Source organism: Vibrio gangliei, assembly GCF_026001925.1.
Taxonomy (GTDB): Bacteria; Pseudomonadota; Gammaproteobacteria; order Enterobacterales; family Vibrionaceae; genus Vibrio; species Vibrio gangliei.
The window spans coordinates 1,365,512-1,380,875 of sequence record NZ_AP021869.1; the positions used below are offsets into that span (position 1 = coordinate 1,365,512).

Annotated in this window: 13 protein-coding genes; 6 read left to right on the plus strand and 7 right to left on the minus strand. The window is 41.6% G+C overall.

Features of this window, described 5'->3' with window-relative positions; all coding sequences use genetic code 11:
• Positions 1–26 precede the first annotated feature (26 nt).
• Together Vgang_RS06215 and Vgang_RS06220 are read right to left on the minus strand one after the other, a co-directional pair.
• Positions 27–377, minus strand: a complete 351-nt coding sequence (locus Vgang_RS06215) for a RidA family protein (RefSeq protein WP_105901998.1) — start codon at positions 375–377, stop codon at positions 27–29.
• A gap of 15 nt (positions 378–392) precedes the next feature.
• Complete coding sequence (locus Vgang_RS06220) at positions 393–998, minus strand: hypothetical protein (protein WP_157946018.1); 606 nt, start codon at positions 996–998, stop codon at positions 393–395.
• A gap of 272 nt (positions 999–1,270) precedes the next feature.
• Between Vgang_RS06220 and asnS the strand changes: the two genes are divergently transcribed.
• Entirely contained in the window at positions 1,271–2,671 is a 1,401-nt protein-coding gene (asnS, locus tag Vgang_RS06225; RefSeq protein WP_105901996.1) for an asparagine--tRNA ligase, read from the plus strand.
• Positions 2,672–2,790: 119 nt separating this feature from the next.
• On the opposite strand, the gene Vgang_RS06230 is transcribed toward asnS, so the two are convergent.
• The 3 genes from Vgang_RS06230 to Vgang_RS06240 form a co-directional block, all read right to left on the minus strand.
• Entirely contained in the window at positions 2,791–3,999 is a 1,209-nt protein-coding gene (locus Vgang_RS06230; RefSeq protein WP_105901995.1) for an MFS transporter, read from the minus strand.
• A 177-nt stretch (positions 4,000–4,176) separates the two neighbouring features.
• Complete coding sequence (locus Vgang_RS06235) at positions 4,177–4,641, minus strand: ASCH domain-containing protein (RefSeq protein ID WP_105901994.1); 465 nt, start codon at positions 4,639–4,641, stop codon at positions 4,177–4,179.
• Positions 4,642–4,755: 114 nt separating this feature from the next.
• A complete protein-coding gene (locus tag Vgang_RS06240) occupies positions 4,756–5,415 on the minus strand; it encodes a YoaK family protein (RefSeq protein WP_105901993.1) in 660 nt (219 codons plus the stop codon).
• Positions 5,416–5,573: 158 nt separating this feature from the next.
• Here Vgang_RS06240 and Vgang_RS06245 point away from each other — a divergent pair, with 158 nt between their 5' ends.
• The 4 genes from Vgang_RS06245 (at position 5,574) to Vgang_RS06260 (ending at position 11,925) form a co-directional block, all read left to right on the plus strand.
• Entirely contained in the window at positions 5,574–6,764 is a 1,191-nt protein-coding gene (locus tag Vgang_RS06245) for an amino acid aminotransferase (RefSeq protein ID WP_105901992.1), read from the plus strand.
• Between the two features lie 175 nt (positions 6,765–6,939).
• Positions 6,940–9,093 carry an FAD-dependent oxidoreductase gene (locus tag Vgang_RS06250; protein WP_105901991.1) on the plus strand — a complete coding sequence of 718 codons (2,154 nt, stop codon included), beginning with the start codon at positions 6,940–6,942 and terminating at the stop codon, positions 9,091–9,093.
• Between the two features lie 154 nt (positions 9,094–9,247).
• Positions 9,248–11,182, plus strand: a complete 1,935-nt coding sequence (locus tag Vgang_RS06255; RefSeq protein WP_105901990.1) for a DUF294 nucleotidyltransferase-like domain-containing protein — start codon at positions 9,248–9,250, stop codon at positions 11,180–11,182.
• A gap of 11 nt (positions 11,183–11,193) precedes the next feature.
• Positions 11,194–11,925: a 3'-5' exonuclease gene (locus Vgang_RS06260; RefSeq protein ID WP_105901989.1), complete on the plus strand. Its 732-nt coding sequence runs from the start codon at positions 11,194–11,196 to the stop codon at positions 11,923–11,925.
• 140 nt (positions 11,926–12,065) lie between these two features.
• On the opposite strand, the gene Vgang_RS06265 is transcribed toward Vgang_RS06260, so the two are convergent.
• Together Vgang_RS06265 and Vgang_RS06270 are read right to left on the minus strand one after the other, a co-directional pair.
• Positions 12,066–13,643 (minus strand): BCCT family transporter, encoded by a 1,578-nt coding sequence (locus Vgang_RS06265; protein WP_105901988.1) that lies wholly within the window; start codon positions 13,641–13,643, stop codon positions 12,066–12,068.
• Between the two features lie 391 nt (positions 13,644–14,034).
• Positions 14,035–14,442 carry a MarR family transcriptional regulator gene (locus Vgang_RS06270; RefSeq protein ID WP_105901987.1) on the minus strand — a complete coding sequence of 136 codons (408 nt, stop codon included), beginning with the start codon at positions 14,440–14,442 and terminating at the stop codon, positions 14,035–14,037.
• A 251-nt stretch (positions 14,443–14,693) separates the two neighbouring features.
• Here Vgang_RS06270 and Vgang_RS06275 point away from each other — a divergent pair, with 251 nt between their 5' ends.
• Positions 14,694–15,362, plus strand: a complete 669-nt coding sequence (locus Vgang_RS06275) for a DUF2982 domain-containing protein (protein ID WP_105901986.1) — start codon at positions 14,694–14,696, stop codon at positions 15,360–15,362.
• The last annotated feature ends 2 nt before the right edge of the window (positions 15,363–15,364 follow it).

Sequence of the window (15,364 nt, forward strand, 5' to 3'; positions counted from 1 at the left end):
AACGCTAAATAAAAACTTTTTACTTTTTAGCAACTTGCTGCTACAAACGCGATCTCAACCAAATACTTCGGATTCGCTAACTCCGCTTTCACACAAGCACGACTTGGTGCACTCCCTTCTGGCAACCAAGCTTCCCACTCTTCATTGAATGCTTCAATATTGGCAAAATCGGTTAAATAAATGGTGCAAGATAGAATGCGAGATTTGTCACTATTCACGCTAACTAACATTTCTTCGGCTTGAGCAAACACTTGCTTAGCTTGTCCTCTGATATCTGCGCTAAGATCGCTCTCAGGCACTTCAACAAAATGGGCAATACCATTAAAAACGGTCACATCAGACCAACGGGCACATGGGTTAACACGAGTAATTGTCATAATATCTATTCTTGTTTAATTTGAGGTGGTTGTATTTGCTTCTGTATCTTGATTCTCTTTTTGTGCAGCAAGCCCTGCATCAACCTGTTTCATCAGTTCTTCAAGATTTAACCAGAATGCATAACTTACGGGTTGCTCAACCGTAATGGTACAGTTGTGGTTATCCCCTTTCAAATACATCACCAACGGCCCTTCACTGGCATTTTTCAATTGCTGTGGTGTAAAGTTCAATGCAAAGTTTTCATACACCACTGAATCCGATTTTGTTTCTGGCTGATAGGTTTCGATTGAATAATTATCACCCGACTCATCAAACGCTTTATTTATAGAATACGGTCCTTGAGAAGATTTCAATCGAATATAAAGCTGGGTTTGTTGCTTACCACTTGGATAAACGGAAGTGCGGTAGCGGTAGCCCAAGCCATCCCATTCTTCTTCGCATTTCGCCCAGTATGAATCTGTCTGTAAGTCTAAGCTGCGAGTAATTGGATCGCGCTTAAAGGTCATGTGATCATTCACATCTTGAGCTGACTTAACAGAAACTTGATCGCCACCTATGGTCGAACAACCAGACAATACAGTCACAACCATTGCGCTTGCACATAATAATCGAAAGGACACCCTTCCCCCTTATTTATTCAAATGTTAGCGAATAATTTATTGTCTTCATTGTAGACCGACTAAATGACAGATTGCTTGTTTTTTTATGTATATTTTGGCTGTTATCACTTCAATTTCGATTTAAAGCATTAAAAATAGAAATTAATGTGCAATAAAGGTTGAAGCTAGGCTTGTGATGGGTAATATGTCGAATACTTGTGATAATTTTATGTCGCACCTAATTTGATAGTTTACGCCGCTCCATTGCTTGCGGTGTGTTTATGGAGAACAAAATGACTTACGCGCCTGTAACAGACGTACTAAGCGGGAAATTAGCGGTAGACAGTGAAGTGACTGTCCGCGGCTGGATCCGTTCACGTCGTGATTCCAAAGCTGGGATCTCTTTTCTTGCCATTTATGACGGCTCTTGTTTCGACCCGATTCAGGCCGTGGTCCCTAATGAGTTAAATAATTACAACGATGAAGTCCTAAAACTAACAACAGGCTGTTCTGTTGAAGTGACGGGTAAAATCGTTGAATCTCCAGCAAAAGGTCAAGATTTCGAACTTGCTGCGACAGCAGTTAAAGTCGTTGGTTGGGTTGAAGATGCTGACACTTATCCAATGGCGAAAACTCGTCACTCAATCGAATACTTGCGTGAAGTGGCGCATTTACGCCCTCGCACTAACGTTATTGGTGCGGTAGCGCGTGTTCGTAACTGTTTGTCTCAAGCCATTCACCGCTTTTATCACGAACAAGGTTATTTCTGGGTTTCTGCGCCGCTGATCACCGCTTCTGATGCTGAAGGCGCAGGTGAAATGTTCCGTGTATCAACGTTGGACATGGAAAACCTACCACGTACTGATGAAGGTAAAGTGGATTACAACGAAGACTTCTTTGGTAAAGAAACATTTCTAACGGTTTCTGGTCAGCTAAACGCAGAAACTTACGCCTGTGCATTAAGTAAAGTGTACACTTTCGGCCCAACATTCCGTGCTGAGAACTCAAACACAAGCCGTCACTTGGCTGAGTTTTGGATGGTTGAACCTGAAGTGGCATTTGCTGAACTTGACGAAGTAGCAAAACTGGCTGAAGACATGTTGAAATACGTGTTCAAAGCAGTACTTGAAGAGCGTCGCGATGACCTTGAGTTCTTTGCTCAACGTATTGATAAAGAAGCAATCACTCGTCTAGAGCAATTTGTTTCTTCTGATTTTGCTCAAGTTGACTACACCGATGCGATTCAAATCTTACTAGATTCTGGCCGTGAGTTCGAATTCCCTGTTGAATGGGGTATCGATATGTCTTCTGAGCATGAGCGTTTCCTTGCCGAAGAGCACTTCAAAGCGCCTGTTATCGTTAAAAACTACCCAAAAGACATCAAAGCGTTCTACATGCGTTTGAATGACGACGGTAAAACGGTAGCTGCTATGGACGTTCTAGCACCAGGCATTGGTGAGATCATTGGTGGTTCTCAACGTGAAGAGCGTTTGGATATCCTCGATAACCGCATGCGTGAAATGGGCATTGAGCCTGAGCATATGTCTTGGTATCGCGATCTACGCCGTTACGGTACTGTGCCACACGCAGGTTTCGGTCTAGGTTTCGAGCGTCTTGTGTCTTACGTAACAGGTATGGGCAACGTGCGTGACGTGATCCCATTCCCACGTACACCACGTAGCGCAAACTTCTAATCTACATCATCTTTACGATTAGAATATTAAATGATTCAAAGCCTGTTCACATTGAGCAGGCTTTTTTAATGGTCAATAGATTTAACTTCAGCCAACGTTATTGAAGCAAATTAATGATGTTACTTTTCATTAATAACGATATTTCTGCCGGCAAAAAGCCCTAAACATGATGAAATTAAACAAATCGACACAATCATCACCATCACTTCAATCCAACCATCATTCAAGCTATGTAAATAACCTGCCAGCATTGGTCCTATCGCCGCTAGAGAATAACCAAGAAATTGAGCCATGCCAGAAAGCGTCGTAGCTTGTACTGGGCTGGAGGTTCTAAAGCTGATAAAGGACAAGCCAAGAATAAACCAAGCACCAGAGGTCAAACCCAATAAGAAAGACCACATATAAGCCAGTTGTGGTAAATACAGTAAACCGACGGTGGAAAGCCCTGCAATCACACAGATACCCACCGCAGGTAAACGTTGATCAGATAGTTTCGCTACCAAAGGAATAACAAACAACCCCGGTAACGCGGTACCAATTTGGAATACCCCGTGTATCACTCCCGCTTCAGATGCACTGTAACCACTTTGCGCTAAGATGCTCGGTAGCCAAGCCACCAGCGTGTAAGTAAAAAATGATCCGCTGCCTAAGTAAAATGCGACTTGCCACGCCAGTTTCTGTGTCCACAAATTCACGTTGACCTGCGAGCTGGAATTCACACTGCTTGGTTTTTGGTTATGTGCCAATTGTGGCAACCATACTACCATCGCTACTAAGCCCACCACAGATAACGCGGCTAATGACCATTGCCAGCCAAGATCATGATATTGCGCTAAAGGAATGGAAAATGCAGAAGCCGATGCTGACGCCACCCCCATTGCCAGCACGTAGCTAGAAGTCATTAACGCCACTTTCATCGGGAAATCGCGCTTCACAATAATGGGCAACAATACGTTTCCAATACAAACGCCTAAACCAATCATTGCAGTTCCGATGAATAACCATTCCACACTACCTAATGAGCGCACAACGATACCGAATGTGATCAAAACCAGTGCCGCAAAAATGGTTAATTCAACACCAAACTTTTTAGTCAACAAAGCCGCTGGCGGTGCGAAACAAGCAAAGAAAATCAAAGGCAGTGTTGTTAAAAAGCCGGCTTGAGTCGCCGATAAGCTAAATGACTCAGAAATCATGTCAATCATAGGTGCGACACCGGTCACTGGCGCTCGCAAATTAGCCGCCAATAACATAACACCAACAATCAATAATCCCATATGACGGATTTTCTTCGATGACATTCGCTTAGTGTGACGGATTGATGACATGATTTTGCACCTAATAAAAGTAAAACAAAGAGTAAGTGCTGAACCTACTCTTTAAAAATGAGTTCGAAATAATGGAAATATGGTAAATCAACTTACCAAGAGATAAATATACCTAGGAGGTAATGCCTATAAATGTGACATTGTAACTAAAAGATGGTAAGCCTTAGAGAATTTACCTTAGGGATAAACGACTTTGAAACGCTCGCAGACTAAAATCATGTTTTCATCGAATTCCATATCCTCTAGCAAACACTCTTGAGTAAAGAACTCTCGATGTACTGACTGCCAATATTCAAGTGATTTATCCCCTTCACCTTCTTCAAAGGCAAACTCCGCGGTAACTTGATTAAATGGCACTTCAAAGACCTCTAAGGTTTCAATAATGCATTGCGGCTCACCGGCCCAATTTAACACCACTTGCAGATGGCCGATTTCAGGTATGGAAACATCAGCTTGTTCATACCAATATTCCAAGCTGCACGTTGCGGTTTTTTCACCCTTAACAATGAGTTCGGCACAGTCATTAGCATCTTTTTCAGTTGCACATAAAAAATCAGCACTGAATGAGGTATAGCTTCGCCGTTTGCTTTCGTTTAAAGAGAAAAGGTAATGATTCAAATAAGATTTTGCGCGTGGCGTCATAATTATTATTTCCGTATTTCATCCGTGAAAGCGAAATAGTAAACCTAAGCGAATACTGTGTCATGACGTAACGGAAAATATTGTTAAAAACTGTTAACAAACCCAAGAATTGTTCTAATTTTTATGCGTTTGGCGATAAATCCGATAACCTAATCCCAGTAAAAAGCACATGCTGGCCGGTAAACTCATCGAGATAACATTAAAATGTGAAAAACTCATTGCGCCAATAATTCCACCACAAACAAAGCCACTGATTATAACGACAAACATCACGCATTTACGGTGATTAACGGGTTGCCCTTTTAATCGTCCACCGATCATTAAGCCAAGATCTGTAAATATACCGGTTAAATGTGTCGTACGAATGACCGCACCGCTGTAAGTGGTGACCAATGCATTTTGTAAACCACATGCCATTGAAGCAAGACAAAGTCCTAAGCTGATATGCAGATCAAGCAAGATCGCACTTAATGTCAGCAAAAAAGCTTCGATAAACAGTACTGAGTCATAATGACGGCCTAATTTTAAACTTTCACCGGAAATCAGTATCCCTGACAGAGCAGAACCTATGACAAAGCTGAACACTAGCCCAACAAGAAACAAGGCATGTTTAGGCTCTTGTACCACACTAACTCCAATCAGAGTTATCGAACCGGATAGATGAGAAATGGCCTGATGTTCGAATCCCAATAGTCCAATAGCATTTACTATTCCGGCGATCAGCGCCAAAGTAAATGCCCCATATTCCACCCATTTAGGCAATTTAGTAAACACATTCAGCTCCTCAATAATTACACCACAAGTTTACGCTTGTTTTGAATGACTTAACTGATATAAATCAAACTGCATGTTAAGTATGATTTACGGTTGTAACCGTTGGCGTATAACGGTATAAATAATCGAATTATTTACTCATCTACATGGACGGAATTATGTTTGAAAAAGTACCTGCTGCACCCGCTGACCCCATTCTTGGCTTAACAGAAGAATTTAAAAGCGATTCTCGTGCAACGAAGATCAACCTTGGTGTTGGCATCTACAAAAATGAAGAGGGTCAAACCCCTGTTCTTGCAACGGTAAAAAAAGCAGAAGCAGCATTGCTTGAATCGGAAAAGACCAAATCTTACCTTACTATCGAAGGTACCGCTGAATATGGCCTTGCGGTTCAAAAGTTACTTTTCGGCTCTGACTCTAAAATCGTTACTGAAAAACGAGCAAAAACAGCACAAGCACCAGGTGGTACCGGCGCTCTTCGTGTTGCAGGTGAGTTCATCAAACGTGAATTAAACGCAGGGAAGATTTGGATCAGCAATCCAACGTGGGCAAACCACGTAGGCGTATTTACCGCTGCGGGTGTTGAAACGGCACAATACAACTACTACAACGCAGAAACACACGATAAAGACTTCGATGCGATGCTAGCTAGCCTAGCGGATGCACAAGCAGGTGATGTCGTTCTTCTACATGGTTGCTGCCATAACCCAACAGGTATCGATCCAACAGCAGAAGAATGGGAACAGCTTGCTAAACTGTGTGCCGATAAAGGTCTGTTACCTTTGTTTGACTTTGCATACCAAGGTTTTGCGAAAGGTGTTGAAGAAGATGCCGCAGGTCTACGCACATTCGCGCAATACTGTGATGAAATTCTTGTTGCTAGCTCATTCTCTAAAAACTTCGGTCTTTACAATGAGCGTGTTGGCGCTTTCACTTTGGTTGCAGCAACATCTGAAACCGCAACCACTGCATTTTCGCAAGTGAAGAAAATCATTCGCTCTATCTACTCTAACCCACCAGCGCACGGCGCAGCAGTCGTGACACATATCCTGAACGATGAGTCGCTACGTGCGGAATGGGAAGCGGAAGTGGCTGAAATGCGTGACCGTATTCAAGAGATGCGTACCCTATTTGTACAGACTCTTAAAGACGAAGGCGTAACTCAAGATTTCAGTTTCATTGAAGCACAAAATGGTATGTTCTCATTCTCAGGTTTAAGTAAAGAACAAGTAGCACGCTTAAAAGAAGAATTTGCCATTTACATTGTTGGATCTGGACGCATCAGTGTTGCAGGCATGACAAAGAGCAATATGGGCCCATTATGTAAAGGTATTGCGGCGGTTTTATAACCGTTATCTTCTTATAACATTACCGTTTTATAAACTTATGTCTTAACTTCCTGAAGGTCAGCATCATGCTGGCCTTTTTTATTAATTACTATGAGCGGTTTCATCTATTAGTGAAAGTTTTTTGCTCTTTATGGTGTCTTCTTATTACTTCCAATAATTGTTGTTAGGCTTATTGATGCTAAAAAAAATCACTTTACTCATTGCTGCGTTGATTTTGATTTCTCTATTTTTTCATTTCAATTTGAATGATGCTCTGACGCTCCAGGGGTTAAAGCTACGTATGGATGAATTCATCCTCTGGCAACAACACTCACCCATCTTGATGGCATCCATTTTCTTTTGCCTATATATCGTGATTACAGCCTTATCTTTACCTGGTGCTGCCATTTTAACTTTAGCGGCGGGTGCTTTATTCGGGTTAACTTACGGAGTGATCTTAGTGTCTTTCGCATCGAGCATTGGTGCGACACTTGCTTTTTTAGTCGCGCGATATATTTTGCGTGATTCTGTTGAGAATCGATTTTCTGAACGTTTAAAACAAATCAATCATGGCATTAAAAACGAAGGCGCATTTTACTTATTTACATTACGGCTCGTTCCATTATTCCCGTTCTTTTTGATTAATCTCGTAATGGGGTTAACTAAGATGAAAACACTAATTTTTTATCTAGTCAGCCAGATAGGAATGCTAGCCGGTACGATTGTTTATGTTAACGCCGGTACCCAGTTGGCTCAAATTGAAAGCCTAGGCGGTATCTTATCCCCTAACCTTATCATTTCATTCATTTTATTGGGTCTATTCCCACTTATCGCCAACAAAGTGATTCAGTACATTAAGAAAAAATGCGTGTATGCAAATTGGCAAAAGCCGAAACAGTTCGACCGTAATTTAATCGTTATTGGTGCGGGGGCCGCAGGGTTAGTTAGCAGTTATATCGCAGCGACAGTGAAAGCAAAAGTCACCTTGATTGAAGCAAATAAAATGGGTGGTGATTGCTTAAACTTTGGCTGCGTACCTAGTAAAGCATTAATAAAAAGTGCTCAAATGGCGCAAAATATGCGTCAGGCTGAACAATATGGCTTAGATAAACATGAACCGAGTTTTTCATTTAAACAAGTGATGCAACGTGTGCACGATGTGATTAAGCAAATTGAGCCACATGACAGTATTGAGCGATATACCCATTTAGGTGTTGAAGTAAAACAAGGCTACGCCAAACTCATTGACCCGTGGACAGTAGAAATACAAGGTAAAGATGGCGCTTGTGAACGTTTAACCGCTCGCAGCATCATTATTGCTACCGGTGCTTATCCATTTGTCCCAGAACTACCAGGGTTGGATGATGTGGGTTATGTCACCAGTGATACTTTGTGGCAACGCTTTTCTCAGTTGGATACGCCACCAAAGCGCCTTGTTGTTTTAGGTGGAGGCCCGATTGGTTGTGAACTAGCACAGGCATTTGCCCGCTTAGGATCTCACGTTACCCAAGTTGAAATGGCGGAACGCTTACTAATACGTGAAGATCCAGAAGTTTCAGAACTGGCCGTTAAAAGCCTCAAAGAGAATAACGTCAATGTACTCACAGGGCATAAAGCCTTGCGCTGTGAACAGACGGGTGCCAATAAACGTCTGATTGTTCAGAATCAAGGCCGTGAATTCGATATTGAATTTGATCAGCTGATTTGTGCTGTAGGACGCACGGCCAGGTTAGAGGGTTATGGTTTAGAGACACTTGGAATAGAAACTCACCGTACGATTCAAACTAATGAGTATTTAGAGACCTTATACCCCAATATTTTTGCTGCTGGTGATATAGTCGGACCGTACCAATTTACTCACGTTGCGGCACATCAAGCTTGGTACGCCTCAGTCAACGCGTTATTTGGTCAGGTGAAAAAGTTTACAGTCGATTATCGTGTTATCCCATGGACAACTTTCATCGATCCAGAGATTGCACGCGTCGGTTTAAATGAAATGGAAGCGCAACAACAAGGTATCAACTATGAAATCACCCGCTTTGAATTTAAAGAGCTGGATCGAGCCATTACCGAAAGCAGCACCAAAGGGTTCATTAAAGTCATTACCCCCAAAGGCAAAGACACCATTTTAGGCGTCACCATTGTGGCACAACATGCTGGCGACCTCATGGCTGAGTTTGTCTTAGCGATGAAGCATGGCTTAGGACTCAATAAAATACTTGGGACCATTCACGCCTATCCAACATGGGCTGAGGGAAATAAATACGTTGCAGGTGAATGGAAACGTAAGCATGCACCTAAAACCTTGTTAAGTTTGCTCGAAAAATACCATGCTTGGCGTCGCCATTAAGGATAAATTTGTAAAGGCAAATAGTTAAGATGAGTAGATTTTCGCTCATTAAGAAAAAGATACTGCGATTAATGCTTTAGATTCTTGTCTCAATTTCCTATAGTTACCTTACACTTACACCAAGGTCAGCAGACCCCAAGCAGTCGTGGTTATCATGGAAGCTGAATTACTAGAAATACAAAATTTTATCGCTCAATATCCGCCTTTCGATTCATTATCAGAAGAAAAATTAGCCTATGTCGCGAGTAATACTGAAATATCTTATTACCGTGAAAATACCCCTATCATTCAATTTGGTGACCACATTCAAGATCTTTATATGGTTCGCTCTGGTGTGGTTGAAATCTACCGTCGCCGTGGTGAACTCTATAACCGCTTAGACGAAGGCGATATTTTCGGACAAATGGGTTTATTGATGAATGGTAAAGTACGCCTGCCTGCGACTGCGACTGTTGATTCACTAATATATTGTATCCCAGCAGACGTTTTCCACGAGCTGTACGAAACCGAAGACACCTTTGCCGATTTCGTTGAAATTGAACACAATGCACGACTTAAGCAGGCTATCTCTGATAATAAAAACGCTAACGATCTCACGACCTCAAAAGTAAAAACCCTTATTACGCGTGAAGCCTTCAGTTTAGATAAGCAAGCATCCATTCAAGAAGCCGCTAAATTGATGACCGATGAGAATGTGTCCGCTCTACTGATCACAGATGAAACCATTCATATTGACGAAGACCATGAAACTCAGGTCATTGGTATCATTACCGACCGTGACCTTTGTACGCGTGTATTGGCTGAAGGCTTAGACCCAACCACGGCGGTTTCTGAGGTCATGTCGCAAGAATTGATAACGTTAGATCACAACGCTTATATCTATGAAGCCATGCTATCGATGTTACGATGTAACGTCCATCACTTGCCTATTCTCAAAAACAAACAACCTATCGGCATTGTTGAAGTCGGCGATATCATTCGTTACGAATCACAAAATAGCCTGTTGTTAGTCAATCAGATATTCCAGCAGCAAAGTGTCGATGACCTATCAACACTCTCTGAACAAGTGAAAGATAGCTTCGTTCGATTAGTCCAAGAAGATGCCAATTCACATATGATTGGCAGTGCTATGTCAGTGATTGGCCGTAGTTTTAAACAACGAATCATTGAGTTAGCTGAAACAGAATTTGGTGAGCCACCTATTCCCTACTGTTTTCTTGCTTTAGGCTCGATGGCGCGTGATGAGCAGCTGATTATCACCGATCAAGATAATGCGATTATTTTAGACGACAGCTATGATGCTAACCTTCACGGTGAATATTTCGAAAAGTTATCTGAATTTGTCTGCCAAGGACTCGCTCGCTGCGGTTATCACCTGTGTACTGGTGATATTATGGCAACCAATCCAATGTGGCGTATGACACGCACAGAATGGGAAGAGTGTTTTGCTGACTGGATAGACAACCCTAATCCAAAAGCGTTATTGAACAGTTCTATTTTCTTTGATTTGGATGGCGTTTATGGACGCGTAAAATGGGCAGAAAGTCTCAATGGGTTCATCGTGCGTCGTGCTCGTCGTAACAATCGATTCCTAGCTTGTTTAGCACGTAATGCGATTAACCGCACACCACCATTGGGCTTCTTCAAGGGCTTCGTGATGGAAAAAGATGGCCGCCATAATAACTCCATCAACCTGAAACGCCGAGGCACCGCTCCATTAGCCGATTTAATACGTGTTCATGCCTTAGCCGTTGGTTCTCGCGCTCAAAATTCATTTGAACGCTTAGATGATATTAAAGACGCAGGGATTCTACCCAAGGGGCGAGCCGATGATTTACGTGATGCCATGGAATACATTTCTATGGTGCGAATTCGCCACCAAGCGTTGGATGTTGAAAATGAAATTGAACCTGATAACAACATTGAACCCGATAATATGTCGGATTTCGACCGTCGTAACCTTAAAGATGCATTCCAAATTCTTAGTAATGCTCAGAGCTTTTTGAAATATCGCTATCACGGTAACTCATTCAAAAATACGCCACCGCCTGAAAACCAATCAAGCCTATTACGTCGTAAGAAAAAATAGGAATCATGATAATGACAAAGAAAGGCGTACCGTTAGCCAAGTTACCGGATAATCAAACCTGGAATGAGTTTTTTGAGCACCAATCACAAGCAGCTAAAGATCCTCGGTTACAGCAATTCTATCAGGTTGGTGTGATTGCGGAAGATACCCCGCTTTCTAAAGTTGAATTCGTCGCGCTCGATTTTGAAACGACCGGCCTTGATATCGAAAAAGATGGCATTATCAGTATCGGGCTGATTCCATTTACTTTACAACGCATATACTGCAAACAAAGTAAGCACTGGTTAGTGAAACCACGTAAAAAGCTGAATGAAGATTCGGTTATCATTCATGGTATTACTCACAGTGATTTGTCTGACGCGCCAGATTTAAAGCGTATTTTGGATGAAGTCTTAGAAGCATTAGCGGGAAAAATAGTGGTAGTCCACTACCAATATATCGAAAGACAGTTTTTTTCACGAGCCTTAATGGAGCGTATCGGTGAAGGCATTTTATTTCCAATGGTAGACACATTAGCCATTGAATCGGTTGTACAGCAGCAACTCGTTAGCGGTTGGTGGAATAAACTTCGAGGTAAAAAGCCCGCTTCTGTTCGCTTAGGCACCAGTCGCACTCGATATAACCTTCCTTCTTATCAACCACACCATGCATTAGTTGATGCCATTGCCACAGCGGAGTTATTACAAGCGCAGATCCTTCATCATTATTCGCCGGAAACCCCGATTAAAGATTTATGGTTGTAGTATTAAAGGTGTGTTTATCTTAATGGTTCATTACTAAGTGGCTATGGCTATAAAACGAAGCGGATATAAAACTAAGTGGCTATAAAAAAGGTTGGCGATAATGCCAACCTTTTTGTTTGATCGCTATTTGTCATGAAAACTTAGCTGTCTTTAGGCTCAGTTTTCATACCAAGCACTAGGCTGATACACATAATAATCAGCACAAATACGAACGGTAATGCGGTCGAAATCGCTGCCGCTTGTAAGGCACCAATCGCATTAGAGCCTCCAACCCATAGAAGTGCCATCGCAGCCGCACCTTCAATAAAGGCCCAGAACATACGTTGTGGTACTGGCGCATCGACCTTACCACCCGCGGTAATACTATCGATAACCAGTGAGCCTGAATCAGAAGAACTAATGAAGAACACCAGCACCAAACAAACGGCAATGATGGAGATGAACTTACTCAATGGAAGTGCATCGAACATTTCAAACATCGCCATTGTGGCATCGTTAAAGCCTTGCTGACCTAGCATGCCGACTTTATTAATCAATTGATCAATACCGACACCACCAAATGCTCCCATCCAAACCACAGTAATGATGGTAGGAATAAGCAGTACAGCAATTAAGAATTCACGTACGGTACGGCCACGTGATACACGCGCAATGAACATACCAACAAACGGTGACCAAGACATCCACCATGCCCAGTAGAATACGGTCCAGCCATGCATCCAGTCTTCATCAGGACGATTAAACGGGTTCGACAGCGGAATGATATTTTCTACGTAGCTGATCAAGGCCTGAGGAATAGTGTTGATAACGATAGAAAAACTTACCGCGATGATGAATACCAACAATAAGAAGGCGGTGATCATATTGATGTTACTCACAAGCTTCACACCACCATCAATGCCTCGATACACAGAAATACCAGCCATTACTGTCACTACAGCAATAATGATCAGTTGTAGTTCGACACCAGAATCTATGCCAAAGACGTGCCCTATACCACTGGCCGCTTGTTGTGCGCCAAAACCTAATGAAGTCGCGAGACCAAATAACGTTGCCAATACCGCCAAGATATCAATGATATGGCCAGCCCAGCCCCAAGTGCGGTCACCCAAGATTGGATAGAAAACCGAACGAATCGAAAGAGGCAGACCTTTGTTATAGGCGAAGAAAGCTAAAGATAATGCCACAACAGCGTATATCGCCCACGGGTGTAGACCCCAGTGATACATGGTTGCACCTAATGCCAAGTCTTGAGCTTCAGGCGTGTTAGGCGTAACAGCGAGTGGTGTCCCATACCAATCAGTAAAATATGCAGCCGGTTCAGCCACACTCCAGAACATTAAACCGATACCCATACCTGCCGCAAATAGCATCGCTAACCATGATAAGTAGCTGTGCTCTGCAACCGCATCGTTACCACCAAGGCGAATTTTGCCGAATGGTGACACGATCATGAATAAGCAAAATAGTACAAAGAAATTGCCGGCTAAAATAAACAGTGAATCAAAGTTATTAATAATAGAGTTCTTTACACCGTCTAATGCACTTTTAGCCGTGGCGGGATCCAAGATGAGAACAGCAAGTAAGAAAAGAATCGTTAATCCTGCACTGGTAACGAAAACAACGTTATGAACGTCGAATCCCCATTTTTGGACATTATCTTGCCCAACTGTATAGTCGGTACTGTCTATACTGTATTTATCTATACCTTTAGTCATAAAACCTCGTCATTCGTGACAATTTTGCCCACCAAACGCAATAATCATTTGTCATCTAAACAAATAATTGTGATGAACATTTCGTTTTGGGTGATAAATTCTAACGTCAGGATAAAAAATATCCATAAAAACCTGCCTCTCGCCTGTCAATAGCTCAATTAATCACCAACACTGTCATTGTTAGAGTAAAAAACAAACCAAACACAGAACTGAACAACAGAAATTTACTTCGAGGTCGAATCAATATTTCTAAGAAAATGCTTATGAAAGAAGGCTGTTCTAACCCATCTATAAGCTATTAATACTAGTTTATCTTTGCCAAAGAAAGCATCGGGTATAAAAAAACCTTCCTATTGCTAACAATAGGAAGGTTTTTAAAAAGATTCAGTTATTAAGCTAGTTTATAGATAACTTTATTACCAGCAACTTGCTCTTTCACTACCAAGTTTTCATCAGCAAGTTTTTTCAAACCACCGGTCGCCCAAGCAGCCGCTTTCGCATCTTCTTGACCAGCCGCTAGCCCGATCTCTTTTGGACTAATACCATCAGCATTTGCTGCAACAATATCTAAAACTTGTTGTTGCTTGGGCGTCAGCTTCACATCATTTGACGCTTCTACTGCTGCTTCAACTGCCGCACTGGCTACTTTTTCAACTTTCGCTGTTGTAGATTTTACTTTAGCAACCGCTTTTTCAGCTTTTGGTTTAACTGTTTTCACCGCTTTTTCTGTTGCGGCTTTAGTTGCTTTGATTTTCTTTTTTAGTTTAAGTTGTACGTTGCGCTTATGTGCAAGTCTCATTGAAGTTCTCCACAAAACACTAAAAATAGTGTGGTAAAAAATGTTGGGCGGTTTTATACCAAAATCTAAAACAAATTTACAGTCATTGCTGAAATATTAGCCGAATTTATTCCAATTTAATTGAATTCCGCTCATTTTCGTTAAAAAAACTATTTTACTATGTCATATTTCTCATGGTTTTATGAGGTAAATCATCGGAGCTATACTCTATAGCTAGTCATACTTTTTCATTCATCAAGTAAAGAGTCTGTATGCAAACTAAGCATTTATTTCAACCTCAACCCCAAATTTCAAAATGGCTTCTCTATTTGATTTGGGCTCTCTTGATCAGCTTAACTTTTTACATCGATAGCAAACTCAATACCAAAGTGGCAGGTTTATTTTTTATTTCTTGCTTACTTTTTATCATCGCAATTAAAGAATATGTCTATAGTCAACAGTTAGGATTAACCTTGACTGAAAGCCATTTTCAACAACATTTTTACCGTGGTGGTTGGGTATTACAATGGAGTAATGTCCGCCGGATTGGCGTAGTGGAATATCAAATACAAGATTGGACGACTTCTATTCCTTGGGTTGGTATTGAAATAAAAAACTATCAACCTTTTATAGAAAAAATGAGCCCCAAAATCATTACCAAAATATTATTACATCAACGAGGTCTGTTGTATTTAGGGCTGAAGCAACATGGTCGGCAAGCAGAATTGGAAGACCATATTTTAAATGATAAACACTATGTCTATCAGGATGGTACAACCGCAAAAGGCTTACAAGCGATGATGGCAAATCGCATGGCATTACAAAAGCAATTGTGGGGATACGATATATTTATTTCTGAGAATGACCTAACCATTGCTAAGGATGATTTAGTGGGTATAGCTCGTCGTTACTTAGCGGCAAGCCATACCGGTCACTCGTAATC